This is a genomic window from Roseibium sp. LAB1 (assembly GCF_054658235.1).
Map to the genome: position 1 here is coordinate 667,681 of NZ_BAAGIB010000004.1, position 25,497 is coordinate 693,177.

Sequence of the window (25,497 nt, forward strand, 5' to 3'; positions counted from 1 at the left end):
CTGGAAAGGATCAGAAGTGGCTGAAACCCGCAAAACGGCCGTAGTCCACTGGCTGGCCGGCCTCCATGAGCTGAAGAGTTCCCTCACCGGAGCGTGCGTAGCCGATCTGCGTGACAGGACACCCGGCCAGTTGAGCTACGCGGCTCAACGTTCCGGCCAGTTCTTCAGGCACTGCCATCAGGATCTCGTAATCGTCGCCACCATTCAGGCAACGGACAAATTCCTCGGGCGTCTTGACCTTGAGGTGGGCGAGTGCCTGTGAAAGCGGAACCAGGTCCAGTTCGATTATCAGATCCAGACCCGAAGCCCTGGCCATATGCGCACAATCGGCCAACAAGCCGTCAGACACATCCATGGATGCCGACGCGTAACCAACTACGGCATCAGCAAGTCGTGTGCGCGGTCTCGGCAGCAGATAGCGGTCCAGAATGTGCGCTTCTTCGCTCTCGGTCAGATCGTGCTCGCGGCAGAAGGCAGGGTTGAGGCGGGCCTGAAGACCGGCTGCAGCATCACCGATGGTTCCGGTGACAAACAGGAGATCCCCTGCCCGCGCGCCGGAACGGCGAACTGCCCGTCCGGTTTCGACCTCGCCAATCGCGGTGATGGACACCTGCAGCCCGTTGCCGGACCGGACGGTGTCGCCGCCGAGCAACTGAAAATCATAGGCAGCCTGATCGGCAGCCAGTCCGTTGCAGAACCGTTCCAGCCAATCGACCGTCCAGTCGGAAGGCAGAGACAATCCCATCAGATAGCCACGCGGATGCGCGCCTTTCGCCGCAAGGTCGGAGAGGTTGACCCTCAAGGCCTTGGCGGCGATCGCCTCCGGTGCATCTTCAGCGAAGAAATGAATATCGGCTGTCAGCACGTCCTTGGTCAGAACGAGATCATATCCCGGCTGCGGTGTCAGTACCGCGGCATCGTCGGTCAGACCGAGGCTGCCCGGGTCATTTGCCAAAGGGGCAAAGAAACGCCGGATCAGCTCGAACTCGCCTGGCCGGTCAGCGCCCATGATCAGGAGGCGCCGTCCGTTTTCTTTTCCTCAAGTTCACCGTTGCGCAGTTCGTGTGCGAGACGGTCGAGGACACCGTTGACGAGACCGGGCTCATCGTCTTCGAAGAAGGCTTTGGTGACGTCGATATATTCGGAAATGATCACCTTGGCCGGGACGTCCTTGCGGCGCAGCAGCTCGTAGGAACCGGACCGAAGGATCGCCCGCAGCAGGCTGTCGATCCGCTTCAGAGGCCAGTCTTCAACCAGCGCGGTGTGGATGTAGGGATCCAGAAACTTCTGGTCTTCCACCACACCGGCAAGGATCTGCTTGAACCATTGCTCGTCGGCTTCGCGGTACTGCTCGCCGTCGATTTCCTTGCCGAGACGAAAGGCGGTGAATTCGCTGACCACACTGGTCAGCGGTGCACCACCCACGTCCATCTGATAAAGGGCCTGCACGGCGGCAAGACGAGCCACGCCGCGTTTGTTGGCCGGTCGCACACTTTTACCAGCCGGTTTTTCCGGGTCGGCCTTTCCGGTCATTCTTCTTATACTCCAAGACGCTCGCGCAGGGCGATCATGTCGAGGGCAGCACGGGCAGCCGCACCGCCTTTGTCCTTGTCGTCCACCTTCGCGCGAGCCCAAGCCTGCTCATCGTTTTCAACGGTCAGGATACCATTTCCGACAGCCAGATCCGCATCCACGATCAGATCCATGATCACGCGGTTCGATTCATTGGCGACAATGTCGTAATGCGTGGTCTCGCCGCGGATGACAACACCCAGCAGAACGAAGCCGTCATAGAGCTCACCGTCGTTTTCCATCGCCGTCAGGGCCATGGACAGAGCCGCCGGAATTTCCAGCACGCCCGGAACGGCAATCCTGTCATAACTTGCGCCGGCAGCTTCCAGGGTCTTGATCGCTCCCTCGGCGAGAGCATCGGCCAGATCCGCGTAGAAACGGGCTTCGATGATCAGAAGTTTCGGTGCAGCGCTCATGGGTTTTCGTTCCTATGTAAGGCCGCGACAGGAACCACGTCTGCCCCGGTTTGTCCAGTCTCATTCGTAAAGGACCACGATATCCCGGCGACGATGTCGTCCCGTGGTTAAGGCGGCAAACGATATTAGCTCTTTTCGAAGGTGTTGGGACCGTCCCCTACCCGGTCTTGGAGAATTCCGCAAGGCGGGCAGCGTAGCGAGCCATCATATCCACTTCCAGGTTGATCTTGTCGCCGACGTGCCGGTCCGACCAGGTGGTGACTTCGAGTGTGTGCGGGATCAGGAAGACGGAAAAAAGCAGACCGTCAACCTCATTGACCGTCAGGGATGTGCCGTCGAGCGCGACCGATCCCTTCTTGGCAATGAAGGGAGCCGCCTCCTCGGGGGCCTCGAACTGAAAATAGACCGAATCCGGATGGTCTTCACGCCTGGTCACCGTCGCCAGTCCGTCGACATGGCCAAGGACAAGATGGCCGCCCAGTTCGGCGCCCATCGTCAGGGAGCGTTCCAGATTGAGTTTCTGGCCGGTCTTCCAGGAAGCAACGTTGGTCAGTGCAAGGGTTTCGGCTGCCGATTCCACCTCGAACCAGTTGCCGTTGGAGCCATTGTCCTTGGCCGTCACGGTGTGGCAGACCCCGGCGCAGGATATCGAAGCGCCGATGTCGAAACTCTCCGTGTCATAGGCAGTGCGGATTCTGGTCCGCATTCCGGCAGGGATCTTGTCGATAGCGAGAATCTCGCCCAGGTCGGTCACAATTCCGGTGAACATGTCAGGCTCCGCGCCGTCTGAGGTAAACAAAACTGTCGGGACCGAAGCGGCCGGCGTCGACCCGCTCGAATTTGGGGTCTTTCAGAACATCTGCAAGGTCGAGTCCGTGCAGAGCCGGTATGCCGCCATCGCCGATCACGATATCGCCGGTGACGACGCACAGGTCATCCACCAGCTCTGCCGCCAGGAAAGAGGACGCCAGGCGGGAGCCGCCTTCCACCATCACACGCGTTATGCCGCGTGTAGCCAGTGCGCTGAGGATAACCGAGGGTTTGATGCCGGTCTCTTCCGCCGGTACCCGGATCACGTTGACGCCTGCCGCCGCCAGGTCCGCGACCTTGTCGGCATCCGCCGTATTGCTGCAGACAAGCCAGACAGGCACGTCCACGCAGGTCTGCACCAGTTTGGACGTCAGCGGCAGCCGGGCGCACCGGTCAATGATGACGCGCACGGGCGAGCGGTCCGCCAATCCCGGCAGTCTGCAGGTCAGTTGAGGATCATCGGCGAGTGCCGTACCGGAGCCGACCAGGATGGCATCGCATTCTGCGCGAAATCCGTGAACCTTGCGCATCGACAGGGGGCCGGAAATCTTGATCTGCCCTTCGCCTGCCCTGCCGATGAATCCGTCGCGGGAAACCGCAAGCTTCAGGAAGACCACCGGGCGCTGCTTCAATTGCCGATACGTGAAGCCGCGATAGAGCGCAAGCATGGCCTTCTGGCGAACACCCACTTCCACCTCTATGCCAGCATCACGCAGCATGGCGACACCACGCCCGGCGACGCGCGGGTTCGGGTCCAGCATTCCGACGACAACGCGTTTCACGCCAGCTTCGATCAGCGCCTTTGCGCAGGGCGGTGTCCGACCGTAATGGGAACATGGCTCCAGGGTGACGTAGCAGGTCGCCCCTTGCGCCTTTTCGGCCGCCTGGTTCAGAGCATTGACTTCCGCGTGCGCCATGCCCGGACGCGACGTTACGCCCCTGCCCACAACAACGGAGGCACCATCTTCAAAACGGACGATCAGCGCGGCAACGGAAGGATTTGGCCACACCCGGCCCAGCCCGCGACGGGCAAGACGTTCGGCTGCCGCCATGAAACGGGCATCAAGATTTGAAAGCTCGGACATGAAGAACCGGAATTTGCAGGTCAGGTGTTTTTCAGCGGGTGTCCGTCCGGATCGCTCAGCTCATCCAGAAGAGCTTCGAAATCCTTTGCCTCGCGGAAGTTCTTGTAAACGGAGGCGAAACGGACGTAGGCGACATCATCGATGGCCTTGAGGCCTTCCATGACGTGATTGCCAATGGTTTCCGCAGTGATTTCCGTCTCACCGGAACTTTCCAGCTGGCGGACGATACCGGAAACCATTCGTTCGATCTTGTCCGGATCGACGGGCCGTTTGCGCACCGCGATCTGCACAGACCGCATCAGCTTTTCCCTGTCGAAAGGAACACGGCGCCCGGAGCGTTTGAGAACCAAGAGCTCGCGCAGCTGCACGCGCTCAAAAGTCGTAAACCGGCCGCCGCAGGTGTTGCAGATCCTGCGGCGACGGATGGCGGTATTGTCCTCGGTTGGGCGGGAATCCTTGACCTGGGTTTCCTCGCCGCCGCAAAACGGACATCTCATGTTCTAAAGCTCCTGACCGAGCCCGCGATTAGCCCCCGTAGATCGGGAACCGGGCCGTCAGTGCTTCTACCTTGGCTTTGACTGCCGCTTCAACTGCCGCGTTGCCCTCTTCACTGTTTGCGGCCTTCAAACCGTCCAACACTTCCGTGATCAGCATGCCGACTTCGCGGAATTCCGCAACGCCGAAGCCACGGGTCGTCGCAGCCGGTGTGCCGAGACGTACGCCGGAGGTGACGAACGGCTTTTCCGGATCAAACGGAATGCCGTTCTTGTTGCAGGTGATGTTGGCGCGGCCGAGAGACTTTTCGGCAACCTTGCCGGTGGCGTTTTTCGGACGCAGATCCACCAGCATCAGGTGGTTGTCGGTACCGCCTGAGACGATGTCGAGGCCCTGTTCCTTGAGAACTTCGGCCAGCACCTTGGCATTTTCCGTAACCGCACGGGCATACGCCTTGAATTCCGGCTGCAGCGCTTCCTTGAAAGCCACAGCCTTGGCGGCAATCACATGCATCAGCGGGCCGCCCTGGAGGCCAGGGAAAACAGCCGAATTGATCTTCTTGGCGATCGCTTCGTCGTTGCTGAGGATCATGCCGCCACGCGGACCGCGCAGGGATTTGTGGGTGGTGGTGGTGACGACGTGGGCGTGCGGCACCGGCGACGGGTGGACACCACCAGCCACGAGACCGGCGATATGCGCCATGTCGACCATCAGATAGGCGCCGATGCTGTCGGCGATTTCGCGGAAACGCTTCCAGTCCCAGATACGGGAATAGGCGGTGCCACCAGCCAGGATCAGCTTGGGCTTGTGTTCGTTGGCAAGACGCTCGACTTCATCCATGTCCAGCAGGTGGTCGTCTTCGCGCACACCGTAGGAGATAACGTTGAACCATTTTCCGGACATGTTGACCGGAGAACCGTGGGTCAGGTGACCGCCGGAGTTCAGATCCAGGCCCATGAAGGTGTCGCCCGGCTGCAGCAGGGCCAGGAACACGGCCTGGTTCATCTGGCTGCCGGAATTCGGCTGAACGTTGGCAAACTGGCAGCCGAACAGTTCTTTCGCCCGCTCGATTGCCAGCGTTTCTGCAATATCCGCGAACTCGCAACCGCCGTAGTAGCGCTTGCCCGGATAGCCTTCGGCGTATTTGTTGGTGAAGATCGAGCCCTGTGCTTCCAGCACTGCGCGGGAAACGATGTTTTCCGAAGCGATCAGCTCGATTTCATGCTGCTGACGGCCGAGTTCCTTGCCGATCGTGTCGAAGATATCCGGATCGGCCTCGGCGAGGCTGCGGGTGAAGAAACCGGACTGCAGGGACTGATCGGAGCTTTCCATCAAAGACATAGCGCCATCCTTGTGTTCTTTTGATAGATCAGGAGCATCGGCGGCCAATATCCAGAAGGACGCTTTCGACCGTCATGCCTGTGTGAGGCGAGGAATTAACACACCCCCCGGTCAGAACCAAGGGGCATACCGACGCGTCCAGTTTGGAAAACGACACAGCTGCCAGATCTTGAAGAAATCAAGTTCTCCCTACCTGGAACCGGTACTCCACTTACAAGCAAACAAGTTTCACTTGTAACAGAGCCTGCCTTTAGCGCCGTTCATTTGTCCGGAACCAAAATAATACGCGGGAGCCATCTGGAAATTCTCTTGGAGAGATTTCTGTCGCGCTGTTTTTCTCAAAACGATTTAAATGGATAGTTGTTTTGTCGGATTCTCTTGCTGAGGCAGAGACTTAAAGCAGACCGTCAATAAAGGGTTGGGTCAGGCCTGTTCTGCGCGATCAAGGCTTCCTGCTCAAGGCGGCGGCGAAGTTTTCGAACTGCAATCCGCTTCAGATCTTCCTGAGCCGCTGAAGCCGGCCCGAAGACGGACACTTCAAAGCCGGTAGCCGCGTCAATGGCAGTGACCTTGACCTGCTGACCGATGGGCCGGAATTCAAGATAGATTTCACCAGGCCGCTCGTCGCGACTCATTGCCGTTCTCCCGATTCAGCACCCTGTCTTCGAACAGGTCTGCGAATGGAGCTAGAATCCATGAAACGCCGGCCCGATCAAGGCCGACGTTTCAAGACAAGAAACAATTACTTGACGAAGATATAGTTTTACAGGCGAGCCTGGTCGCCCGTCCCGTAGAGATCGTCACGATCGTAGATATCATCGCGGAAGTGCACCACACCGTCGGCATTCGCCCAGGCGGTGATGTAGGTGAGATAGAGCGGAATCTGCGATTTCAGCTTCACGTCTTCCCGTTCACCGGTGCGGATGACGCCATCGACACGGCCGCGATCCCAGTCCGGGGTTGTCGACTGCAGCAGCCAGGTCACCAGCTCACGCACGTTCTGTACGCGCACGCAGCCCGAAGAGTGGAACCTGTTCGCTTCACCGAACAGGGTCTTGGACGGCGTATCGTGCAGATAGACCTGGTGCTTGTTATGGAAGTTGATACGCACCGACCCGAGGGAGTTTTCCGAGCCCGGATCCTGGGTGAAGCGGTACTGTGTCGCTTCATCCGTGTTCCAGTCGATCTGTTGCCAGTTCAGCTCGTTGTTGCTCCAGTCGAAAATGCGGATGTTGTTCTTCGCAAGGTACTGCGGATCCTCTTTCATCTTCGGGATCAGGTCCTTGCGGATGATCGACTTCGGCACCGTCCAGTACGGGTTGAAGTTCAACTCGTAGATCTTGCTGTTGAGGATCGGCGTCTGGCGATCGATCTTGCCCACGACAGCCGTATGGCGCGAACGGACCATGCCGTTTTCAACGGCCTCGATCTCCGCCGCCGGAATGTTGACCATCACGTAGCGATCACCGAGGAAACCGGACATGGACCGCATGCGGATCATGTTGGTTTCGAGCTGGCGCAGGCGCACGTCGGCCGGAATGTTCAACGCGGTCACGGTGCTGTCGCCCATCACGCCGTCCGGGATCAGGCCGTGACGAAGCTGGAAGCGCCGCAGACCTGCGTCCACGTAGGAATCGAAGGTGTCGGACAGGCCGGCCTGCTGCTCAAGATCACCTGAAACGATCAGGCGGCGGCGCAATTCGACAACACGCGGGTCCTTGGCACCGATGCGCAAGGCCTTGCCACCGGAAGACACCGTTCCCCAGCCACCGGCCTGGACGATGCGCTGATAGCGGTCGATGGCCGCGGCAATGTAATCGGCAGTTTGCGGCGACAACGTCGGCGCGGAAGACTTCACCTCGGTGATGTGCTCCGTTGCGATGTCGAAATTATCTGCCCATTCAACCTGCTGGTTCTGGGCGAATGTCATCGGGACCGTCTGTGCCTGAGCACCAGTCGCGACCATGGCCGGCGTCACGACCCCGAGCATGATCAAGCTCTTGAGCGTTTTTCCAGCAGTCCACTTCCAGTGACACTTTATCCCGAACGGTCCGGATAAAAGGTTCATCGCCGACCCCATGTTGCTGCACCATTAAGCGCAATTTTTTTTCATGTACGCGGGGTTTAGCCAATGCAATAGGGCGACCCCGGCGGTTCCTGCTCCCAGTCCTAGCGGAAGGGAGTTAACAAATCGCTTGATTTTTTAACCATCTCGGATTCAGGAGACCTGCACAAAGCCATTCCAATGTGACCACAAGATGTCAACGGCATCTGAACAGACGAAACTGGCGACACCATAGCTTTGGTTCTCGCCGCACGGACTTTTGACCGTGCAAATTTGCGTGAACTCCGCAGCCTGGGGGCTCAAAAAGAGAAAGCACCGCCCGATGGGCGGTGCCTTGTCATCTGAAAGTACCGCGAACGTCTTACAGACGGTAGAGGATCTGGTCGGTCCAGAACCGCTCCAGGCGGCGCAGGGACTTGTTCAGTGCCACAAAGTCCTGCGGACCGATTTCGCCGACCTGTTCCACGGACAGCATGTGACGCTCGTAGAGATCGTTCACGATCTTGGCGACTTCCCGTCCCTTTTCCGTCAGGCTGACGCGGACGGACCGACGGTCCATGCGCGAACGCTGATGGTGGATGTAACCGGTCTCGACCAGCTTCTTCAGGTTGTAGGAGACATTCGACCCCAGGTAGTAGCCGCGTGTGCGCAGCTCACCGGCCGTCAGTTCACTGTCGCCGATGTTGAACAGCAACAGAGCCTGTACACTGTTCACGTCGGAACGGCCCATGCGGTCGAATTCGTCCTTGATGACGTCGAGCAGACGCCGATGCAGTCTCTCAACGAGTGTCAGAGCCTCCAGGTAAAGCGGCTTGATCTCAAGCTCTTCCCCTTCACTCTGTGCAACAGCGTCTACTGCCCTACTTGCGGTGATCATGTGATTGCGCCTCTTATAGTACCTGTCTTTCGACGGATATTTTCCCGCCTTGTTTCGCAATCTAACCGAGCGATTCTAAAATCCGCTTAAGAGACACGCTGAATCATCCGTTAACTTCTCAGGGCCGTTTTAGACTTCCCTTTAATCTGTTGTTCATGATGTTCCGCGCAGGAACTTCACAATCCCAGAGAAATCCTGGGTTTCGCCACCCGCATTACAGAAAAGTGAGTAGAGCGCCGCGGCCTCCGCGCCCAAAGGCGTCGCCGCGCCGGCCGAATTTGCTGCTTCCTGAGCAAGTTTTAGATCCTTGAGCATCATCGCGGCTGCAAACCCAGGTTGATAATCCCGGTTCGCCGGCGAAGACGGCAACGGACCCGGCACCGGGCAGTAGGATGTCAGGGACCAGCACTGGCCCGACGCCGTCGAGGAGATGTCGAACAACTTCTGCTTGTCCAGGCCGAGTTTCTCGGCGAGCACGAATGCCTCCGAAACGGCGATCATGGAAATGCCGAGGATCATGTTGTTGCAGATCTTCGCTGCCTGACCGGTTCCCGCATCACCGGCATGAACAATGGTCTTGCCCATGATGTCGAGATACGGCTTGGCAGCCTCGAACGCCTCATCTGCGCCGCCGACCATGAAGGTCAGCGTGCCGCCGGCTGCACCGGCAACACCGCCGGAGACCGGAGCGTCGACCATCTTCATGCCCTTGGCCTCGGCAGCGGCGCTGACCGCGCGGGCACTGTCGACGTCGATGGTGGAGGAATCGATCATCAATGTGCCAGGTTTGGCATTGTCCAGAATGCCGCCCTCGCCTTCATAGATCTGGCGGACGTGCTTGCCGGCGGGCAGCATGGTCACGATCACATCGGCGGCAGCAGCCAGTTCGGCGACACCGGTAGCCTTTTCACCGCCCTCTTTCTCGTGCGCCGCCATGGCCGTATCAGACAGATCGAAGCCGAGGACTTTGTGTCCGGCTTTCACAAGATTGATCGCCATCGGGCCACCCATGTTGCCGAGGCCGATGAATCCGATAGTGCTCATGATGGTTTCCTCCCAAAAAGATTTCGTGTTGGTTTTGAATCTGTTGGCTGGCCGTCTTGAAGCGCTGGCCCAGCCTCTTCAAAAACTGATTCAACTGGCATCAATTTGAATTGGCCTTGTTTTCCCTGTCCATCAGGAAGGCCAGTCCGGCGTAGATCGCAATTGTCAGCAGATAGAATGCGATCTCGTATGGACGGCGGCCATAGAGATCGGAAAAGGCGGTGTGCATGACGATCTGGCAGAAACAGCGGAATATCCACATGACCGTGCCCCAGGACACGGTCAGCCAGAGGCCGGTCGCAGCCACAAGATCCAGAACGGCGAAAAAGACGATGGCACCCTGCATGGCTACGGGCATGTCCCAGAACCACAGGCCGCGCCATTCCACGATGCCAATGATGCGGGCCCAATAGATGACGCCGCCAGCGATGAGGATGATCGCGATGCCGCGCAGATACCAGATCAGCAACGTGCTCCAGGGTGGGCGGGATTCGATCAGGTCCTGAAAGCTGGTAATCATGTGCTGTCCGGGTCAGGTTGAACTCAGCTGAGCGGCAGGTCTCCGTCAGCGGGTTCCTCGAAATACGACGCCAGCTCGGCTCTGTCCACTTGGCTAAACTGGGAAGGCGACCATTTTGGTGTCTGGTCCTTGTCGACCAGCACGGCGCGAATGCCCTCGTAGAATTCCGTGCCCTGCAGAATGCGCGAGACGATACGATACTCAAGCTTCATGCATTCATTGAAGGAAAGCTGACCGCCCCGCTTCATTTGCTCGAACGCGATCAGAACACTCGTGGGGGATTTTTGACGGATGGTGGCAGCCGTCTTTGCGGCGAATTCCTTGTCCGAGGCATCCAGGCGCGACAGAATGTCTTCCACCGAAGACGCCGAAAAGGCGTCGGCGATCAGGTTGAGATTTTCCGAAACAGGACCTTTGTCCGGCGAGACAAGGTGCGGAGCAAGGGCAGCGCCAATGTCGTCCGCAGTTTCCAGGTCCTGCTCCAGATCCGCCAGGCTTGCCTCCGAAACGGCGTGGGTCAGGACACCCGTTGCCAGGGCATCGCCCTGCTTCAGGCGGCCGGAGCTGAGTGCACAGTAAACACCGCTGTTTTTGGGCATGCGTGGAAGGAAGAATGTTCCACCGACATCGGGGAAAAACCCGATCCCGGTCTCAGGCATGGCAAACAGCGTCTTTTCCGTCCCGATACGATAGCTCCCGTGAACCGACACCCCGACCCCGCCACCCATGACGATCCCGTTGACCAGGGCAACGTAGGGCTTGGGATAAGCCTTGATCTGTGCATTGAGAACATACTCGTCGCGGAAGAAGGCACTCAATCCGTCCGTCTGACCACTCATGCGGGCATCGTAGATGCTGCGAATGTCGCCACCTGCGCAAAAGGCCTTGTCGCCCGCCCCCGTGACGACGATGTGAGCGACTTCCGGATCATTCGCCCAGCGCGACAATTGCTCGGCCATCGCCAGAACCATGGCATGGTTGATCGCATTCAGCGCCTTCGGCCGGTTCAATATGACAAACCCGGCCTTGCCGCGCTTTTGGAAAAGAATCTCGTCGCTCACGGGCGCCTCGCAAAAAGAAGAGTCGTTTCAAAGGAGTGGATCGGAAAACTCGATCAGTCCTTCAGAAGTTGCCGCGCAATGATAAGCCGCATGATCTCGTTGGTGCCTTCCAGAATCTGGTGCACCCGCACATCGCGGAAATAGCGTTCGATCGGATAGTCGCGCAGATAGCCGTAGCCACCGTGAAGCTGAAGCGCTTCATTGACCACCTTGAAACCGGTGTCGGTGGCCAGACGCTTGGCCATGGCCGCGAGTTTGGTGGCATCATGGGATTTGGCATCCACCGCAGAGGCCGCCTTGTGCAACAGCAGGCGGGCAGCTTCCAGTTCGGTTGCCATATCCGCGAGACGGAACTGAAGTGCCTGGAAGTCGGCAATCGGCCGGCCAAACTGCTTGCGTTCCTGAACATAGGCCAAGGCATGGTCGAGACAGGCCTGCGCTGCGCCCATTGAGCAGGCGCCGATATTGAGCCGGCCGCCGTCGAGCGCCGCCATGGCAATCTTGAAACCCTGCCCTTCCGAACCGATCAGGTTAGACTTCGGTACCCGGCAGTCCTGAAAGTTGACCTGAGCCGTCGGCTGGCTTTTCCAGCCGAGTTTCACCTCGTTGGCGCCGAAGCTGAGACCGGGTGTGCCTTTCTCGACCAGAAGACAGGTAACACCAGACGGGCCCTCGCCGCCCGTGCGGACCATCACCGCATACAGATCACTGACACCGCCGCCGGAGATAAACGCCTTGGAGCCGTTGAGAACATAGTGATCGCCATCATCCCTGGCGCTGGTGCGCAGGCTTGCTGCGTCCGATCCGGACCCCGGCTCGGTCAGGCAGTAACTTGTAAGCAGCTCCATGGTGCAGAGCCGCGACAGATACTTCTGACGCAGGTCTTCCGACCCGTAGGTGTCGATGATCCAGGCCACCATATTATGAATGGAGATATAGGCCGCCGTCGAAGTGCAGCCCCTGGACAGTTCTTCGAAGATAAGTGTCGCGTCCAGACGGGTCAGTGCCGAGCCGCCAACATCCTCTCTCACATAGATGCCACCAAATCCGAGTTCGGCCGCCTTGCGCAGGGTGGGAATCGGGAAATGACTTTCTTCGTCCCACTCCTTGGCAAAAGGTGCCAGTTCATCCCGCGAGAAACTTGCCGCCATGTCCTGAAAGGCGCGCTGATCTTCGTTCAGTGAAAAGTCCACGGGTTATCCTCCCTCAAGCGGTGGCGGCGCGCTCCCTCCTCCCGAAAGGTCTGCGCCCTATCTTCGCGGCAGCACTAAAGCACATTTGACGCGAACGTCAAACAATCTCTTTTTCTTTATTAAATTCAGTTATTTTACAGAATGTTGGATTGCGTCAATCTGCGTGATAGATTGGCGGCGCACTTCGATCAGAATAAGCCTCCCAAAGTCGACTAGCGAACAGACAGGGCCGATGCCGTCAAAATCTCCCCTCCCGCCGATCACCTCCGAACACATGGACACGCTCCTGGCCGGCACACGCATGCGCCGCAACCGCCAGAGCGACTGGTCGCGCCGTCTGGTGCGCGAAAATAATCTTACGGTCGATGACCTGATCTGGCCGATCTTCCTCGTGGACGGCGAGAATGTCCGTCAGTCCGTACCGTCCATGCCTGATGTCGTCCGCCTGTCGGTGGACGAGGCCGTGCGCGACGCTGAAAAAGCAGCGAAGCTGAACATTCCGGCGCTTGCACTGTTTCCCTACACCGATCCTGGTCTGCGTGATGAAACCGGTTCCGAAGCACTCAATCCGGACAACCTGACCTGCCGCGCCTTGCGCGCCATCAAGGCGGAAGGGCTCAACCTTGGTCTGATGACCGACGTCGCCCTGGATCCCTATACCAGCCACGGCCATGACGGGCTGATGGAGGGAGAAACGATTCTGAACGACGAAACCGTGGATCAGCTCTGCCGTCAGGCCCTGGTGCAGGCGGAAGCGGGTTCGGACGTGATCGCCCCGTCCGACATGATGGACGGCCGCATTGGCGCTATCCGTCAGGCGCTCGATTCCCAAGGCTTTCGCGGAACGCAGATCATGGCCTATTCGGCCAAATACGCCTCTGCCTTCTACGGCCCGTTCCGCGATGCGGTCGGCTCGTCCGGCACCTTGATAGGCGACAAGCGCACCTACCAGATGGACCCGGCCAACACGGACGAAGCCCTGCGCGAAACCGAACTGGACATCGCCGAAGGCGCCGACATGGTGATGGTGAAGCCCGGTATGCCCTATCTCGACATCGTCCGGCGGCTCAAGGACGAGTTCCAGGTTCCGACCTACGCCTATCAGGTGTCCGGTGAATACGCGATGATAAAGGCCGCGGCTGCAAATGGCTGGCTGGACGGCGACAAGGCAATGCTGGAAAGCCTGCTTGCCTTCAAGCGCGCCGGCGCCGACGGCATCCTCACCTATTTCGCACCCAAGGTGGCCGAAATGCTGGCAGGCGGGAAATGACCTCCGCCGGGACCAATCCCGCAGACGACGTCACATTCGGGAAGGTTGAGGAAGCTGCTGCCCTTTTGAAGGGTGCAGTGATAGAAACCCCGTGCCTGCCTGCGCCGCGGCTCTCGCAGCTCACCGGAGCCGATGTCTTCGTGAAATACGAAAACATGCAGGTTACCGGCGCCTTCAAGGAACGCGGTGCGCTGGTAAAGCTCTCGAGCCTGACGGCGGATGAAAAGAAACGCGGCGTGATCGCGGTCTCCGCAGGCAACCATGCGCAGGGTGTTGCCTATCACGCTGGACGCCTCGGCATACCGGCAACCATCGTCATGCCGGTCCTGACGCCATTCGTGAAAATCTCGGCAACCCGTAACCACGGGGCAGAAGTCGTTCTGGCCGGCAACACGCTGGCCGAGGCAAAAGAAGAAGCCGACAGGCTGGCTGAGCTGAAAAATCTCGTCTGGGTGCACCCTTATGACGATGCCCATGTCATTCATGGCCAGGGAACAATTGGTATCGAAATGCTCGCCCAGCAGCCGGATCTCGATGTCCTGGTCGTGCCTGTGGGCGGCGGCGGGCTGATCGCAGGCATTGCCACTGCAGCCAAGGCCATCAAGCCGTCCGTTGAAGTGGTCGGCGTCGAGACCACGCTTTATCCCGGCATGTGGGGAGCCTTCTACGGCAAGGACGTGCGCTGCGAGGGCGCGACCATTGCCGAAGGCATCGCGGTGCGCGATATCGGCGTTCTGACAACCGAAGTCATCAAGAAGACCGTCGATGATATTCTGCTCGTTCCGGAAAGCAGCATCGAGCGTGCGATCAACGCCTACCTGACCTTGCAGCGGACCATTGCCGAAGGCGCCGGTGCCGCCGGCCTTGCGGCATTGCTGACAGATCCGGAGCGCTTTGCCGGCAAGAGGGTTGGTCTGGTTCTGTGCGGCGGCAACATTGATCCGCGGCTGCTGTCAAAGATCGTGGTTCGCGAACTCGCTCGTGACGGCAAACTCGTTTCAATCCGGATCGATACCCCGGATCGGCCGGGCGTACTCGGTGAAATCGCGACCGTGATCGGCGACATGCAGGGCAACGTGGTCGATGTCGAACACCACCGCCTGTTCCTGAACGTCCCCGCCAAGGGTGCGACGCTGGATGTCACTTTCGAAGCCTTCGACCGCCCGCATGGCGAGCGTATCGTCGCCGCTTTGCGTGAACGTGCCTTTGTGGTGCGTTACCTGGAAATCGGCGAGCGGATGGATTGAGCGGCCGCCGCACACTTCCCTCCAATTCAAGCCAACCACACGCCGACATCATCCTGACGAGGTCAATTGAACCGTCTGAAAGGATGAAGTTGAGGTGTGGCTGCCTGCGAAACAGGACCGAACTGCCTGGCATATGTTTGCGAAAACCGCCAACAATCCCCACATGTTGATCATCGAACACCAAGGGAGCCGCACCATGTCCGCTGAAACCACCTCCGACTATGCCCGTCAGGATGTCTTTGATCCTGTGAGCAATCCGGAGCTGTTTTCCGGTGTGCGCAGCCGGCGTATCTTCGCCTTCTTCATCGACCTGATCGTGATCACGCTGCTCACCTTCGGCGCCGGTGTCGTTGTGTTCTTTTTGGGCGTGTTCACCCTGGGCCTCGGCTTTTTGCTCTATGGCATCCTGCCGACCGCGGTTGCCTTGCTCTATGTCGCCTTCACGCTTGGCGGTCCTCAGGCCTCAACTTTGGGCATGCGCGCCATGGGGCTGGAGATGCGGCTCTGGTACGGCGCCAAGCCCTACCCTCTTCTGGCAGCCGTCCATGTCATTCTGTTCTGGTTTTCGGTCTCTCTGCTGACGCCACTCGTTCTGCTGGTGTCGCTGTTCTCCGATCGCAAACGCCTGTTGCACGACCTCGTGCTGGGAACCGTGGTGATAAACTCTGCGTATCATCAGGCTCACGTGCGCGGTCAAATGTAACGTCAGTTCAACAGAGCCAGCGACAGGTTCAGCAGCCCTGCAAAACCTGTCCAGAGCGCATAGGGAATGAAAAGCAGCGCGGACAGTCTGTCCGCGCGCCAGCTCCCGCCAATAAAATTCAGGATCAGGTAAAGCATCACCGCAATCACGGCAAAGGCTGTCCACATAAAGTGCAGCGTGAAGAAAAGCGGCGACCAGATCCAGTTCAGAACCATCTGCCCGTACCAGATTTGCATCACACGGCCATCATGCGCCCGCAGAAATGTTCTCCAGCCAGCGGTCGCTGTTCTCCGATCGCAAACGCCTGTTGCACGACCTCGTGCTGGGAACCGTGGTGATAAACTCTGCGTATCATCAGGCTCACGTGCGCGGTCAAATGTAACGTCAGTTCAACAGAGCCAGCGACAGGTTCAGCAGCCCTGCAAAACCTGTCCAGAGCGCATAGGGAATGAAAAGCAGCGCGGACAGTCTGTCCGCGCGCCAGCTCCCGCCAATAAAATTCAGGATCAGGTAAAGCATCACCGCAATCACGGCAAAGGCTGTCCACATAAAGTGCAGCGTGAAGAAAAGCGGCGACCAGATCCAGTTCAGAACCATCTGCCCGTACCAGATTTGCATCACACGGCCATCATGCGCCCGCAGAAATGTTCTCCAGCCAGCGATGGCAATCAGGATGTAGAGAACGGTCCATACAGGCGCGAATATCCAATTGGGCGGATTGAATGGCGGCTTGAGCAAAGCCTCATACCAACTGCCGGGTGTGTTCAAGATGCCAATAGTTATGCCGACACCCAGAACAACCGCCAGAAACAAGACCAGCAGGAAAAGTTTTTTTGGAAAAGACGGCGAACCTTGATTTTCTGATTTCATGACTTCTTCAACGCGGTTTGCCACCGCAGGTTCCCATAAATCGGATCAAATTGCAGTCACGACCGATGAACTTGTGAAGTGTCATTCCGTCAAAAGAATATATCAACGGCAATATTATCTTAAGGCTCTTCCATTGCCGGGACCGCCTGCTTTAAAGTGTTGGTCCGTGAAATTGGCCAAGGTGGCTTTGGGCAGGTGAATGCACTCAGTTGATATTGCAATGGCGCTGACCTTCGTGGTGATCGCGTCCACTGTCGTCCTGTACGCCCTTGAGCGGTACGCGATTGAAACAATCGCACTTGGGTCCGTTTCCGCTTTCATTGTCATCTTTTCGGTTTTTCCGGTCGAAAAGCAGGACGGCTCGTTCATTGCCGCCGGTGACTTCCTGGCCGGCTTCGCCAATCCGGCGCTGATCACTGTCATTTGTCTTTTGATCATCGGACAGGGCCTGTTCCAGACCGACGCGCTGGAGGCGCCGGCTAAAGCCATCGTCAAGATGACGCGCGGACGGTCGCTGCGGGCTGCGATACCGGTCCTGTTGACCGTGGCCGCTCTCAGCGCATTCCTGAACAACACACCAGTCGTGGTGATGTTCCTGCCGATTCTGACTGCCGTTGCCGCGACGGTCGGCCAGTCTCCGGCGCGTGTTCTGATGCCCCTGTCCTTCCTTGCGATCCTAGGCGGCATGACGACGCTGATCGGGTCATCCACCAACCTGCTGGTGGCGAATTTCGCAGCGCAAAGCTCCGATCTCCGTCTGACCTTTTTCAGCTTCACGCCAATCGGGCTGATCATGGCGGGTGTCGGCTCGATCTACGTGCTGTTCATCATGCCGAAGCTGCTTCCGGTGCGTAAAACCATGGCGGAAGAATTCCAGAGCTCATCCGGAAAGCAGTTCATCGCGCAGATCGAAATCACCTATGGCCACCCGCTGGTAGGGGTGGAATCCGTGTCCGGCATGTTCCCGCAGTTGAAGGACATGACCGTAAGACTGGTTCAGCGCGGCCAGAAGCCGATCCTGCCGCCGTTCGAAAACGTGGTGCTGTCCCCAGGTGACACGGTGATCGTGGCGGCAACGCGCGCCGCCCTTGCCAACGCACTGGCCCGCCGTCAGCCGCTGATGGAAGCCGATTCCGATACCAACGGCTCCGGCCGCGAGACGCAGGCTCCCGCTGGAACGATCAGTCTGGCGGAAGTGGTTGTTGCTCCTGCCTCCCGTCTTATGGGACGCACCCTGCCCCAGTCGGGCTTCTACACCGACACCGGTTGCCTGGTGATGGGCATCCAGCGCCGAAGCCGCATGCCACGCATGGCAATGAACGACATTCGCCTGGAAGCGGGCGACGTGCTGCTTGTGGCCGGCAGCGAAGAGGCAATCGCCCGCCTGCGTGGCAACCGCGACGTCCTGCTGCTGGACTGGTCGATGGCCGAAGTGCCGCGCAAACGCTACGCGCCTCGAGCCCTCGTCATCTTTGCCTTTGTCGTCGCCCTGGCGGCCAGCGGCCTGGTACCGATCGTCACCACAGCCGTGGCCGGCACCTTCGCCATGATCGTGTCCGGCTGCCTCAACATTCGCCAGGCCATGCGCGCCATCGACAGCCGCATCTTCATGCTGGTGGGGGCCTCGCTGGCTGCGGCCGTTGCGCTGGAGGGAACCGGCGGCGCAAATGCGATTGCCACCGGGCTTGTCCATATGCTGGCCGGGGCTTCGCCAACCGTGATGCTGTCGGCCCTGTTCTTTATCGTGATGATCCTGACGAATTTCCTGTCGAACAACGCGGCAGCTGTTCTCTTCACACCGATTGCGATCAATCTGGCAAATCAGATCGGAGCGAGCCCGGAAGCCTTTGTCGTCTGCCTGATCATTGCCGCCAACTCGTCCTTCGCGACGCCGATCGGCTATCAAACCAACCTGATCGTCATGGGCCCAGGTCACTACAAGTTCAACGACTTTGTGCGGGCTGGCACCCCGCTTGCGCTTATTTTATGGTTGACCTTCTCTCTCGTCGCGCCATGGTATTACGGACTATAGGACCGGGAATAGAGAACAAATCAAAAGGTTTCGCGGGACAACACGGTGACACGGCACCCCACAGATCATCCGCAGTTCTACCTTACGGCGCCAGCGCCTTGCCCTTATCTTGAGGGAAAACAGGAGCGCAAGGTCTTTACCCATCTTGTTGGCCATGGCGCTCCCGCTCTCAACGAAGTGCTGACGCAGGGCGGTTTCCGGCGCAGCCAGAACATTGCCTATCGCCCGGCATGCGAGCGTTGCCAGGCCTGCATCTCGGTTCGTGTGCGGGTCGACGATTTCAAGTGGAGCAAATCCTTCAAGCGGGTCTGGAAATCCGGTTCCGACATCGTCGGCGCTCGATTGCCACCCAGCCCGTCAGCCGAACAATACGATCTCTTCCGCGATTATCTGCAAGCGCGCCACGAAAACGGCGGCATGACGGAAATGAGTGTTCTCGATTACGCCATGATGGTCGAAGACACTCATGTCGAAACGCTGGTGCTGGAATACCGGCAACGCGGTCCGAACAGCTTTATCACCGGCACGGGTGAAGGCCCGTTGCTGGGCGTCGCCCTTTCGGATCAGCTCTCGGACGGATTGTCGATGGTGTATTCCTTCTACGATCCCGACTATACCAAGACCGCTCTCGGCACTTACATGATCCTCGATCACATCGAACGGGCCCGGAAGATGAACCTGCCCTACGTCTATCTGGGATATTGGGTCAACGGGTCTCAGAAGATGGCCTACAAGGCACGCTTCAAACCTCAGGAGCATCTTGGCCCCAACGGCTGGCTCGTTGTCGACGCCGAGGCCTATCAAACGGAACCGCATTCGGAAGAATGACGGCGGACGGTATGGTTTGCTTAACGGGGGCGTTCTGGTGATCCACAGCCAATGACTTTATCCTGAGAAGAACCTGAAGGTCTGTCTCTCACGACGAGGCAGAATATGCGGCGATTTCCCGCGACCAGTTGTGTCTTTGCCGAGACGTTGACCGCCAGCAAAACCAATCGGCCAGAACGTCACCAAAGGCCCTGCCCCACTCAGGGAATAAAGGTGCGGATCTGCCTGAAGACCGAGTGGAACATTTCCTCGGTCAGGCGGCCGGTGTTGGTGTTGTAGCGAGAGCAGTGATAGCTGTCGAAAAGCGTCAGCCCCGTGCCCGGCAACTCATGCTGAGCGCCATGAGCAAAAGCGAAGGACGCCCTGCGTTGCTCCAGCGCAGTCAGAAAGGTTTCATGCGCAATCCGGCCGAGAGCGAGCACGGCCTTGATCGACGGATTGGCATCAAGCGTCGACAGCAGATAAGGGCGACAGGTCTTGATTTCCGCGCCAGTCGGCTTGTTCTGCGGCGGCAGACAGCGCACCGCATTGGTGATGATCGCATCTTTCAGACGCAGGCCGTCGTCCGGCCGCGCCAGGTAGGTTCCTTCGGCAAAGCCGAATTCGATCATGGTCTGATATAGAAGGTCGCCGGCGTAGTCGCCCGTGAAGGGCCGGCCGGTACAATTCGCCCCCTTCATGCCCGGCGCAAGGCCGATGATCAGAAGGCGGGGAGACGTGTCTCCGAACGATGGAACCGGTGCGTTGTGCCACTCGGGATGAACGGCCTTCAGTTCCTCCCGCAGGGCGACAAGACGGGGACAGGCCGGGCAATCCAGTGGAGGATCGACCGGTCCATGGTCTGTAGTAAATTCGGACATTGCCCGGATAGGCCTCAGTAGTCGTCGTCCTCGTCGTCTTCATCGACGGGCGCAGGTGTCTGCGGGCGGGCGGGACGTTCGGACGGATCCCGGCCGATCTTGTTGGCAAGGCTGGCCAGATCGATGAAGTGGTCGGCCTGGCGGCGCAGGTCGTCGGCAATCATCGGCGGCTGAGTCTTGAGCGTGGAAACAACGCTCACCTTGCGGCCCTTGCGTTGCAAGGCTTCAACGAGAGAGCGGAAGTCGCCGTCACCGGAGAACAGGACCACGTGATCGACGGACTCGACCAGTTCCATGGCGTCCACGGCAAGTTCGATGTCCATGTTGCCCTTCACCTTGCGGCGGCCGGCGCTATCGACGAATTCCTTCACCGGTTTGGTGATGACCTTGTAGCCATTGTAATCAAGCCAATCGATCAGCGGACGGATGGAGGAATACTCCTGATCTTCGATCAGCGCGGTGTAATAGTACGCGCGCAGGAGATATGCCTGTCCCTGGAACTCTTTCAGCAAGCGTTTGTAGTCGATGTCGAAACCAATAGCCTTGGCCGTTGAGTACAAGTTGGCTCCATCAATGAACAAAGCAACTTTTTCTCTAGCGTCAAACATCTTATTTGAAACCTTTCCGAGTCATACACGTCGCTCTTGCAATATTGCATAGAAGGAACCGGCTTCCCGCGACCAGTTCCAAGCGCACTTTATCAGGCGACGTATATTGTGCCGTAAGTTTACCGCGTATTCCGTGGCGTCAGACAGCTTATCGTTTTGTTTTGTCAACGGCCTTCTGATTCTGGAAAGGGCCGTTACTAGTGGCCTACACCATTATATTGGAGCGCCGCAATGCAAAAGCGAGTATCCTGCGCCAAATCAGGCAAAAAAACCGCGGATTTTTTGCCTGTGCGTTCCGATAAATGAGCTGCTCCTCCGAAAACTGACAAGGGGTTGCTTTTTGGAAACGTGAACACTATACGCTGGTTCTTCAAGTTCCTTAAGCCTATGGAGACGTCGAATGGCGCGCGTGACCGTCGAGGACTGCATCGACAAGGTCGAAAACCGGTTTGAGCTGGTGCTGCTTGCTGCGCATCGCGCTCGCATGATCTCGAGCGGTTCGCCGCTGACCATTGACCGTGACAACGACAAGAACCCCGTTGTTGCGCTGCGCGAGATTGCCGAGCAGACCGTCAGCCCGGAAGACATGAAAGAGGACCTGATCCACTCTCTGCAGAAATATGTGGAAGTGGATGAGCCCGAGGCCGATGCCGTGCCGATGGTTCCGTCCGCCAATCAGCATCAGATGACGCAGGTCAACAATGTCGACGACAGCGCTGTCGAGTTCGACCGCATGTCTGAAGAAGACCTTCTGCGTGGCCTCGAAGGCCTCGTTCCGCCGGAGCGGACCGACGACGTCTGATTTGAGTTCACAAGTTCGTCTGAAGCGCGACGGGGATGCCCCGGCGCTTCGGGCGATTTTTGTCTGTCCCGCTGATGTCTCAGCCGTTTGCCAGGGTCGGTTGCGGCCATGATGCGTCAATACGAACTCGTTGAACGGGTTACGCGTTACAATCCGGAAGCAGACGAAGCCTTGCTCAACAAGGCTTACGTCTATGCCATGCAGAAGCACGGCTCCCAAACGCGTGCGTCTGGCGATCCCTATTTTTCCCATCCGCTTGAAGTTGCTGCAATCCTCACGGACTTGCGCCTGGACGACGCCACCATTGCCGTCGCCCTGCTGCATGACACCATCGAGGACACCGATGCAACGCGTGCTGAAATCGACTCCCTGTTCGGCGAGGAAATCGGCAAGCTGGTCGAGGGACTGACCAAGATCAAACGCCTGGACCTGGTCTCCCAGAAAGCCAAGCAGGCCGAAAACTTCCGCAAACTCCTGCTCGCCATCGCCGATGACGTCCGCGTGCTGCTGGTCAAACTGGCCGACCGCCTGCACAACATGCGCACGCTGCACCATATGCCGGAGCACAAGCGCGGGCGGATCGCCGAAGAAACGATGGAGATCTATGCGCCGCTGGCCGGGCGCATGGGCATGCACGACATGCGCGAGGAGCTGGAAGACATCGCCTTCCACACGCTCAACCCCGAAGCTTATGAAACCATCACCGACCGTCTGGTCGATCTGCGTGAACGCAATCGCGACCTGATCCTGGACATCGAGACAACGCTGACCGAGCGCCTCAGCGAACGGGGCATGGCGGCGCTGGTGAAGGGGCGCGAGAAACGCCCCTATTCGATCTTCCGCAAGATGCAGCGCAAGGCCATCGGCTTTGAACAGTTGTCCGATATCTACGGATTTCGCGTTACCGTCGGCACAGTGGAAGCCTGCTACCGCGTGCTCGGCGTCATTCATACGACCTGGCCGACCGTTCCCGGACGGTTCAAGGACTATATCTCCACGCCCAAGCAGAACGATTACAAGTCGATCCACACCACGATTGTCGGGCCGTCCCGCCAACGTGTGGAACTGCAGATCCGTACCATCTCCATGGACCGGGTTGCCGAATATGGCATCGCCGCACATGCGCTTTACAAGGATGGCGAATTCGGTGGGCGCAATATTGCCCGGCATACGGAAGACTGCCGCGCCTTCGAATGGCTGCGCCGGACGACCGAGCTGCTGGCCCAGGGCGACACGCCGGAAGAATTCCTGGAAAACACCAAGTTGGAACTCTTCCACGACCAGGTCTTCTGCTTCTCGCCCAAGGGACGGCTGATCGCCCTGCCCCGCGGGGCGACGCCGATCGATTTTGCCTATGCAGTTCACACCGGCATCGGCAACACCTGTGTCGGTTGCAAGATCAACGGCAAGATCATGCCGCTCGTGACCGAACTGCATAATGGCGACGAGGTCGAAATCATCCGTTCTCCCGCACAGACGCCGCCTCCCGCCTGGGAAGCGATTGCCGTTACCGGCAAGGCCCGTGCTGCAATACGCCGCGCGACAAGGGAATCCGTGCGCAAGCAGTATGGCGCCCTCGGCGAACATATTCTCAAGCGTGCATTCGCCAGGGCGGAAAAAGCCTATTCGGAAGACCTTCTGGAAGCCGTTCTCGATATTCTTCACCAGGCCAGCGTGGCCGACCTGCTGGCGGCTGTCGGGCGCGGCGACCTGTCCGCACAGCTGGTGCTGAAATCCGCTCATCCCGACTATCAGGACGAGCGCGTGGCCATCTCCGGCCCGCCTCTGGAAGAAGGCTGGTTCGGACTGAAGCAAGGCCATGGTCTGAAATTCCGCATTCCGCCGGGCGAGCTGGATGCAGACAAGGCTGCCGCAAACGGCAATGGTGACGCCGAAGAAGGGCCTGCCCTGCCAATCCGTGGCTTGTCCGGCGACATCCCGGTCACCTTCGCTCCAGATGGTGGTGCTGTTCCGGGCGACCGCATCGTCGGCATCTTGACCCCGTCCGAGGGACTGACCATCTATCCCATACAATCGCCGTCCCTGAAGGAATTCGACGACCAGACAGAGCGCTGGGTCGACGTTCGCTGGGACATCGATGTGAACAATCCGGAACGGTTCCCTGCGCGCCTGGACATTTCCGCTGCCAACGAACCCGGATCCCTGGCGACCATCGCGCAGGTGATCGGCGAGAACAGCGGCAACATCGACAACGTCAAGATGATGCAGCGGGCCTCGGACTTCCACCAGATGATCATCGATCTGGAAGTCTGGGACCTCAAACACCTGAACAGGATCATAAATCAGCTGCGAACCAAGCCGAATGTTTCCAGCGTCAGCCGTGTGAATGGCTAAGGTATTAGCGAGCGCCGCTTGTGCAAGGACAGGCGGCTTTCGGGTGGACGGCCACGCCGATTGACCGGCGATGGGTACGGCGCCGCCAAAAACTTGAGGGGATCTGACAATGACACGCGATGAAGTTCTGGCCGTTTTCCGCGAGGCCGGCGCCTTTCTGGAAGGTCACTTCATTCTGACCTCCGGGTTGCGCAGCCCGGTGTTCCTGCAGAAGGCACGCGTGTTCATGTATCCGGACAAGACGGAAATTCTCTGCAAGGCGCTTGCTGAAAAGATACGCACGTCAGGCCTTGGCAAGATCGATTATATCGTGTCTCCGGCGCTCGGCGGTCTCATTCCGGGGTACGAAACCGCCCGCCATCTCGGTGTTCCGGCCATGTGGGTGGAACGCGAGGACGGAGAGTTTCGCCTACGCCGCTTCGAATTGCCGCAAGGTGCCCGGGTCATTGTTGTAGAGGATATCGTCACAACCGGCCTATCCAGCCGGGAGACGGTAACCTCGTTGAAAGCTCTTGGTGCTGAAGTCCTGGGTGTTGCCTGCCTGATCGACCGCTCCGGTGGCGAGGCTGATGCCTCGGTTCCGGTAATTGCTCTGGCGGAATACAAGGTTCCGGCCTATGAACCGGACAACCTGCCGCCAGAACTGGCCGCCCTGCCTGCAGTCAAGCCCGGCAGCCGCGGCTTGAGCTGAACGAAAAAAGACGGGATCGAACCTTAGACCATGCTGTTTCGCCGGAGAAATAGGCCAACACGGATTGAGCGGCTGCGCGTCGCCGTCTGGCCCCGGAACAGCTGGTCGCGCTCGACCCGCTATTTCGGCAAGCGCGTCCTGCGCCTCACGGCGACACCTCACGCGATCGCCCTGGGCTTCGCGGCGGGCGCCTTCGCCTCTTGCACACCCCTGGTCGGCTTTCATTTTCTGACAGCGTTCGGCCTAGCCTATCTGGTGCGTGGCAATCTGATTGCCGCCGCGCTTGGCACGTCAGTCGGCAACCCTTTGACGTTCCCGTTCATCTGGGCCTTCACCTTCAAGCTGGGCCAATGGATCCTCTACGGCCGAGCGCCCAAAGCGGACCCGCATCAGGTCCACCAGCAATTCCAGCAGGGTCTGTTCGAAAAGTCGCTCGACGCACTCTGGCCGATGCTCAAACCGATGTTCATCGGTGCGGTTCCCCTCGGACTCGTCATAGGAACGGTTTCCTACGTGGTCGTTTACAAGAGTGTTGAAGTCTATCAACGCCGCCGCAGAAACAAGCTTGCGGACAAAGGGGCCACCAAACACGGCCGGTTGTTTCCCGCCCCGGGCAACACCGCTGAAGAAGACGGCAGCGCTTGATTTTCGTGGTCCACCGGTCCAACCAGGGTCGGGACCCAGTCTCCATCCCGCCGCAATCCGGAAAGCAAGGTAATGATCCTTGGAATTGGCAGCGATCTGATCGACAT

26 protein-coding genes and 1 pseudogene are annotated in these 25,497 nt (G+C 58.7%); 9 read left to right on the forward strand and 18 right to left on the reverse strand.

What is annotated here, in order from left to right; genetic code table 11:
* Positions 1 to 10: 10 nt before the first annotated feature.
* The 14 genes from thiL to ACYQ54_RS24560 all read right to left on the reverse strand — a co-directional run bounded on the left by thiL (position 11) and on the right by ACYQ54_RS24560 (position 12,479).
* Complete coding sequence (gene thiL / locus ACYQ54_RS24495) at positions 11 to 1,009, reverse strand: thiamine-phosphate kinase (RefSeq protein WP_460087193.1); 999 nt, start codon at positions 1,007 to 1,009, stop codon at positions 11 to 13.
* Between the two features lie 2 nt (positions 1,010 to 1,011).
* Positions 1,012 to 1,533 carry a transcription antitermination factor NusB gene (gene nusB, locus ACYQ54_RS24500; RefSeq protein WP_460087194.1) on the reverse strand — a complete coding sequence of 174 codons (522 nt, stop codon included), beginning with the start codon at positions 1,531 to 1,533 and terminating at the stop codon, positions 1,012 to 1,014.
* Between the two features lie 5 nt (positions 1,534 to 1,538).
* Entirely contained in the window at positions 1,539 to 1,988 is a 450-nt protein-coding gene (gene ribH, locus ACYQ54_RS24505) for a 6,7-dimethyl-8-ribityllumazine synthase (RefSeq protein ID WP_460087195.1), read from the reverse strand.
* Between the two features lie 157 nt (positions 1,989 to 2,145).
* Positions 2,146 to 2,757: a riboflavin synthase gene (locus ACYQ54_RS24510; RefSeq protein WP_460087197.1), complete on the reverse strand. Its 612-nt coding sequence runs from the start codon at positions 2,755 to 2,757 to the stop codon at positions 2,146 to 2,148.
* A 1-nt stretch (position 2,758) separates the two neighbouring features.
* Positions 2,759 to 3,883: a bifunctional diaminohydroxyphosphoribosylaminopyrimidine deaminase/5-amino-6-(5-phosphoribosylamino)uracil reductase RibD gene (gene ribD / locus ACYQ54_RS24515; RefSeq protein ID WP_460087198.1), complete on the reverse strand. Its 1,125-nt coding sequence runs from the start codon at positions 3,881 to 3,883 to the stop codon at positions 2,759 to 2,761.
* A gap of 20 nt (positions 3,884 to 3,903) precedes the next feature.
* Entirely contained in the window at positions 3,904 to 4,380 is a 477-nt protein-coding gene (gene nrdR / locus ACYQ54_RS24520; protein ID WP_460087200.1) for a transcriptional regulator NrdR, read from the reverse strand.
* Positions 4,381 to 4,408: 28 nt separating this feature from the next.
* Positions 4,409 to 5,719: a serine hydroxymethyltransferase gene (gene glyA / locus ACYQ54_RS24525; RefSeq protein WP_460087201.1), complete on the reverse strand. Its 1,311-nt coding sequence runs from the start codon at positions 5,717 to 5,719 to the stop codon at positions 4,409 to 4,411.
* A gap of 407 nt (positions 5,720 to 6,126) precedes the next feature.
* A complete protein-coding gene (locus ACYQ54_RS24530) occupies positions 6,127 to 6,354 on the reverse strand; it encodes a DUF6898 family protein (protein ID WP_460087204.1) in 228 nt (75 codons plus the stop codon).
* Between the two features lie 128 nt (positions 6,355 to 6,482).
* Positions 6,483 to 7,709: a L,D-transpeptidase family protein gene (locus tag ACYQ54_RS24535; RefSeq protein WP_460087205.1), complete on the reverse strand. Its 1,227-nt coding sequence runs from the start codon at positions 7,707 to 7,709 to the stop codon at positions 6,483 to 6,485.
* 436 nt (positions 7,710 to 8,145) lie between these two features.
* Positions 8,146 to 8,661, reverse strand: a complete 516-nt coding sequence (gene ldtR, locus ACYQ54_RS24540; protein ID WP_023003802.1) for a transcriptional regulator LdtR — start codon at positions 8,659 to 8,661, stop codon at positions 8,146 to 8,148.
* 153 nt (positions 8,662 to 8,814) lie between these two features.
* Positions 8,815 to 9,705 (reverse strand): 3-hydroxyisobutyrate dehydrogenase, encoded by an 891-nt coding sequence (mmsB, locus tag ACYQ54_RS24545; RefSeq protein ID WP_460087207.1) that lies wholly within the window; start codon positions 9,703 to 9,705, stop codon positions 8,815 to 8,817.
* Between the two features lie 100 nt (positions 9,706 to 9,805).
* Positions 9,806 to 10,225, reverse strand: coding sequence for a DUF6163 family protein (locus ACYQ54_RS24550; protein WP_460087209.1), 420 nt, complete (start codon positions 10,223 to 10,225; stop codon positions 9,806 to 9,808).
* 23 nt (positions 10,226 to 10,248) lie between these two features.
* A complete protein-coding gene (locus tag ACYQ54_RS24555) occupies positions 10,249 to 11,286 on the reverse strand; it encodes an enoyl-CoA hydratase/isomerase family protein (protein WP_460087210.1) in 1,038 nt (345 codons plus the stop codon).
* A 53-nt stretch (positions 11,287 to 11,339) separates the two neighbouring features.
* A complete protein-coding gene (locus ACYQ54_RS24560; protein ID WP_460087211.1) occupies positions 11,340 to 12,479 on the reverse strand; it encodes an isobutyryl-CoA dehydrogenase in 1,140 nt (379 codons plus the stop codon).
* 274 nt (positions 12,480 to 12,753) lie between these two features.
* On the opposite strand from ACYQ54_RS24560, the gene hemB reads away from it, so the two are divergent.
* The 3 genes from hemB (at position 12,754) to ACYQ54_RS24575 (ending at position 15,699) form a co-directional block, all read left to right on the forward strand.
* Entirely contained in the window at positions 12,754 to 13,749 is a 996-nt protein-coding gene (gene hemB / locus ACYQ54_RS24565) for a porphobilinogen synthase (protein ID WP_460087259.1), read from the forward strand.
* On the forward strand, positions 13,746 to 14,996 hold the full coding sequence (locus ACYQ54_RS24570; RefSeq protein WP_460087213.1) for a threonine ammonia-lyase: 1,251 nt from the start codon (positions 13,746 to 13,748) through the stop codon (positions 14,994 to 14,996). Before hemB ends, ACYQ54_RS24570 begins: the two co-directional genes overlap by 4 nt.
* Positions 14,997 to 15,192: 196 nt before the next feature.
* Positions 15,193 to 15,699: an RDD family protein gene (locus ACYQ54_RS24575; protein ID WP_460087214.1), complete on the forward strand. Its 507-nt coding sequence runs from the start codon at positions 15,193 to 15,195 to the stop codon at positions 15,697 to 15,699.
* A 2-nt stretch (positions 15,700 to 15,701) separates the two neighbouring features.
* Here ACYQ54_RS24575 and ACYQ54_RS24580 read toward each other — a convergent pair.
* Both ACYQ54_RS24580 and ACYQ54_RS24585 read right to left on the reverse strand, forming a co-directional pair.
* Positions 15,702 to 15,965, reverse strand: a pseudogene (locus ACYQ54_RS24580) (TspO/MBR family protein); the annotation flags it as partial.
* A gap of 118 nt (positions 15,966 to 16,083) precedes the next feature.
* Positions 16,084 to 16,569 carry a TspO/MBR family protein gene (locus ACYQ54_RS24585; RefSeq protein ID WP_460087216.1) on the reverse strand — a complete coding sequence of 162 codons (486 nt, stop codon included), beginning with the start codon at positions 16,567 to 16,569 and terminating at the stop codon, positions 16,084 to 16,086.
* Positions 16,570 to 16,768: 199 nt separating this feature from the next.
* On the opposite strand from ACYQ54_RS24585, the gene ACYQ54_RS24590 reads away from it, so the two are divergent.
* Entirely contained in the window at positions 16,769 to 18,601 is a 1,833-nt protein-coding gene (locus tag ACYQ54_RS24590) for an SLC13 family permease (RefSeq protein WP_460087217.1), read from the forward strand.
* A gap of 45 nt (positions 18,602 to 18,646) precedes the next feature.
* Positions 18,647 to 19,429 carry an arginyltransferase gene (locus ACYQ54_RS24595; RefSeq protein WP_460087219.1) on the forward strand — a complete coding sequence of 261 codons (783 nt, stop codon included), beginning with the start codon at positions 18,647 to 18,649 and terminating at the stop codon, positions 19,427 to 19,429.
* A 200-nt stretch (positions 19,430 to 19,629) separates the two neighbouring features.
* On the opposite strand, the gene ACYQ54_RS24600 is transcribed toward ACYQ54_RS24595, so the two are convergent.
* Complete coding sequence (locus ACYQ54_RS24600) at positions 19,630 to 20,289, reverse strand: uracil-DNA glycosylase (RefSeq protein WP_460087220.1); 660 nt, start codon at positions 20,287 to 20,289, stop codon at positions 19,630 to 19,632.
* A 14-nt stretch (positions 20,290 to 20,303) separates the two neighbouring features.
* The gene (locus ACYQ54_RS24605; protein WP_460087221.1) at positions 20,304 to 20,897 is read right to left on the reverse strand and encodes a LabA-like NYN domain-containing protein; all 594 of its coding nucleotides are present in this window, start codon (positions 20,895 to 20,897) and stop codon (positions 20,304 to 20,306) included.
* A gap of 400 nt (positions 20,898 to 21,297) precedes the next feature.
* Here ACYQ54_RS24605 and rpoZ point away from each other — a divergent pair, with 400 nt between their 5' ends.
* The 4 genes from rpoZ to ACYQ54_RS24625 all read left to right on the forward strand — a co-directional run bounded on the left by rpoZ (position 21,298) and on the right by ACYQ54_RS24625 (position 25,390).
* Positions 21,298 to 21,699 carry a DNA-directed RNA polymerase subunit omega gene (gene rpoZ, locus ACYQ54_RS24610; RefSeq protein WP_460087223.1) on the forward strand — a complete coding sequence of 134 codons (402 nt, stop codon included), beginning with the start codon at positions 21,298 to 21,300 and terminating at the stop codon, positions 21,697 to 21,699.
* A gap of 108 nt (positions 21,700 to 21,807) precedes the next feature.
* Positions 21,808 to 24,054: a RelA/SpoT family protein gene (locus tag ACYQ54_RS24615; RefSeq protein WP_460087224.1), complete on the forward strand. Its 2,247-nt coding sequence runs from the start codon at positions 21,808 to 21,810 to the stop codon at positions 24,052 to 24,054.
* 109 nt (positions 24,055 to 24,163) lie between these two features.
* Positions 24,164 to 24,745, forward strand: a complete 582-nt coding sequence (gene pyrE, locus ACYQ54_RS24620) for an orotate phosphoribosyltransferase (protein WP_460087225.1) — start codon at positions 24,164 to 24,166, stop codon at positions 24,743 to 24,745.
* A 30-nt stretch (positions 24,746 to 24,775) separates the two neighbouring features.
* Positions 24,776 to 25,390: a DUF2062 domain-containing protein gene (locus ACYQ54_RS24625; RefSeq protein ID WP_460087226.1), complete on the forward strand. Its 615-nt coding sequence runs from the start codon at positions 24,776 to 24,778 to the stop codon at positions 25,388 to 25,390.
* Positions 25,391 to 25,497: the final 107 nt, after the last annotated feature.

Bases quoted from the DNA above. Each gene is read 5' to 3' on its own strand.
- thiL (WP_460087193.1), bottom strand. From the start codon at position 1,009: ATGGGCGCTGACCGGCCAGGCGAGTTCGAGCTGATCCGGCGTTTCTTT.
- nusB (WP_460087194.1), bottom strand. From the start codon at position 1,533: ATGACCGGAAAGGCCGACCCGGAAAAACCGGCTGGTAAAAGTGTGCGA.
- ribH (WP_460087195.1), bottom strand. From the start codon at position 1,988: ATGAGCGCTGCACCGAAACTTCTGATCATCGAAGCCCGTTTCTACGCG.
- ACYQ54_RS24510 (WP_460087197.1), bottom strand. From the start codon at position 2,757: ATGTTCACCGGAATTGTGACCGACCTGGGCGAGATTCTCGCTATCGAC.
- ribD (WP_460087198.1), bottom strand. From the start codon at position 3,883: ATGTCCGAGCTTTCAAATCTTGATGCCCGTTTCATGGCGGCAGCCGAA.
- nrdR (WP_460087200.1), bottom strand. From the start codon at position 4,380: ATGAGATGTCCGTTTTGCGGCGGCGAGGAAACCCAGGTCAAGGATTCC.
- glyA (WP_460087201.1), bottom strand. From the start codon at position 5,719: ATGTCTTTGATGGAAAGCTCCGATCAGTCCCTGCAGTCCGGTTTCTTC.
- ACYQ54_RS24530 (WP_460087204.1), bottom strand. From the start codon at position 6,354: ATGAGTCGCGACGAGCGGCCTGGTGAAATCTATCTTGAATTCCGGCCC.
- ACYQ54_RS24535 (WP_460087205.1), bottom strand. From the start codon at position 7,709: ATGCTCGGGGTCGTGACGCCGGCCATGGTCGCGACTGGTGCTCAGGCA.
- ldtR (WP_023003802.1), bottom strand. From the start codon at position 8,661: ATGATCACCGCAAGTAGGGCAGTAGACGCTGTTGCACAGAGTGAAGGG.
- mmsB (WP_460087207.1), bottom strand. From the start codon at position 9,705: ATGAGCACTATCGGATTCATCGGCCTCGGCAACATGGGTGGCCCGATG.
- ACYQ54_RS24550 (WP_460087209.1), bottom strand. From the start codon at position 10,225: ATGATTACCAGCTTTCAGGACCTGATCGAATCCCGCCCACCCTGGAGC.
- hemB (WP_460087259.1), top strand. From the start codon at position 12,754: ATGGACACGCTCCTGGCCGGCACACGCATGCGCCGCAACCGCCAGAGC.
- ACYQ54_RS24570 (WP_460087213.1), top strand. From the start codon at position 13,746: ATGACCTCCGCCGGGACCAATCCCGCAGACGACGTCACATTCGGGAAG.
- ACYQ54_RS24575 (WP_460087214.1), top strand. From the start codon at position 15,193: ATGTCCGCTGAAACCACCTCCGACTATGCCCGTCAGGATGTCTTTGAT.
- ACYQ54_RS24585 (WP_460087216.1), bottom strand. From the start codon at position 16,569: ATGAAATCAGAAAATCAAGGTTCGCCGTCTTTTCCAAAAAAACTTTTC.
- ACYQ54_RS24590 (WP_460087217.1), top strand. From the start codon at position 16,769: ATGCACTCAGTTGATATTGCAATGGCGCTGACCTTCGTGGTGATCGCG.
- ACYQ54_RS24600 (WP_460087220.1), bottom strand. From the start codon at position 20,289: ATGTCCGAATTTACTACAGACCATGGACCGGTCGATCCTCCACTGGAT.
- ACYQ54_RS24605 (WP_460087221.1), bottom strand. From the start codon at position 20,897: ATGTTTGACGCTAGAGAAAAAGTTGCTTTGTTCATTGATGGAGCCAAC.
- rpoZ (WP_460087223.1), top strand. From the start codon at position 21,298: ATGGCGCGCGTGACCGTCGAGGACTGCATCGACAAGGTCGAAAACCGG.
- ACYQ54_RS24615 (WP_460087224.1), top strand. From the start codon at position 21,808: ATGATGCGTCAATACGAACTCGTTGAACGGGTTACGCGTTACAATCCG.
- pyrE (WP_460087225.1), top strand. From the start codon at position 24,164: ATGACACGCGATGAAGTTCTGGCCGTTTTCCGCGAGGCCGGCGCCTTT.
- ACYQ54_RS24625 (WP_460087226.1), top strand. From the start codon at position 24,776: ATGCTGTTTCGCCGGAGAAATAGGCCAACACGGATTGAGCGGCTGCGC.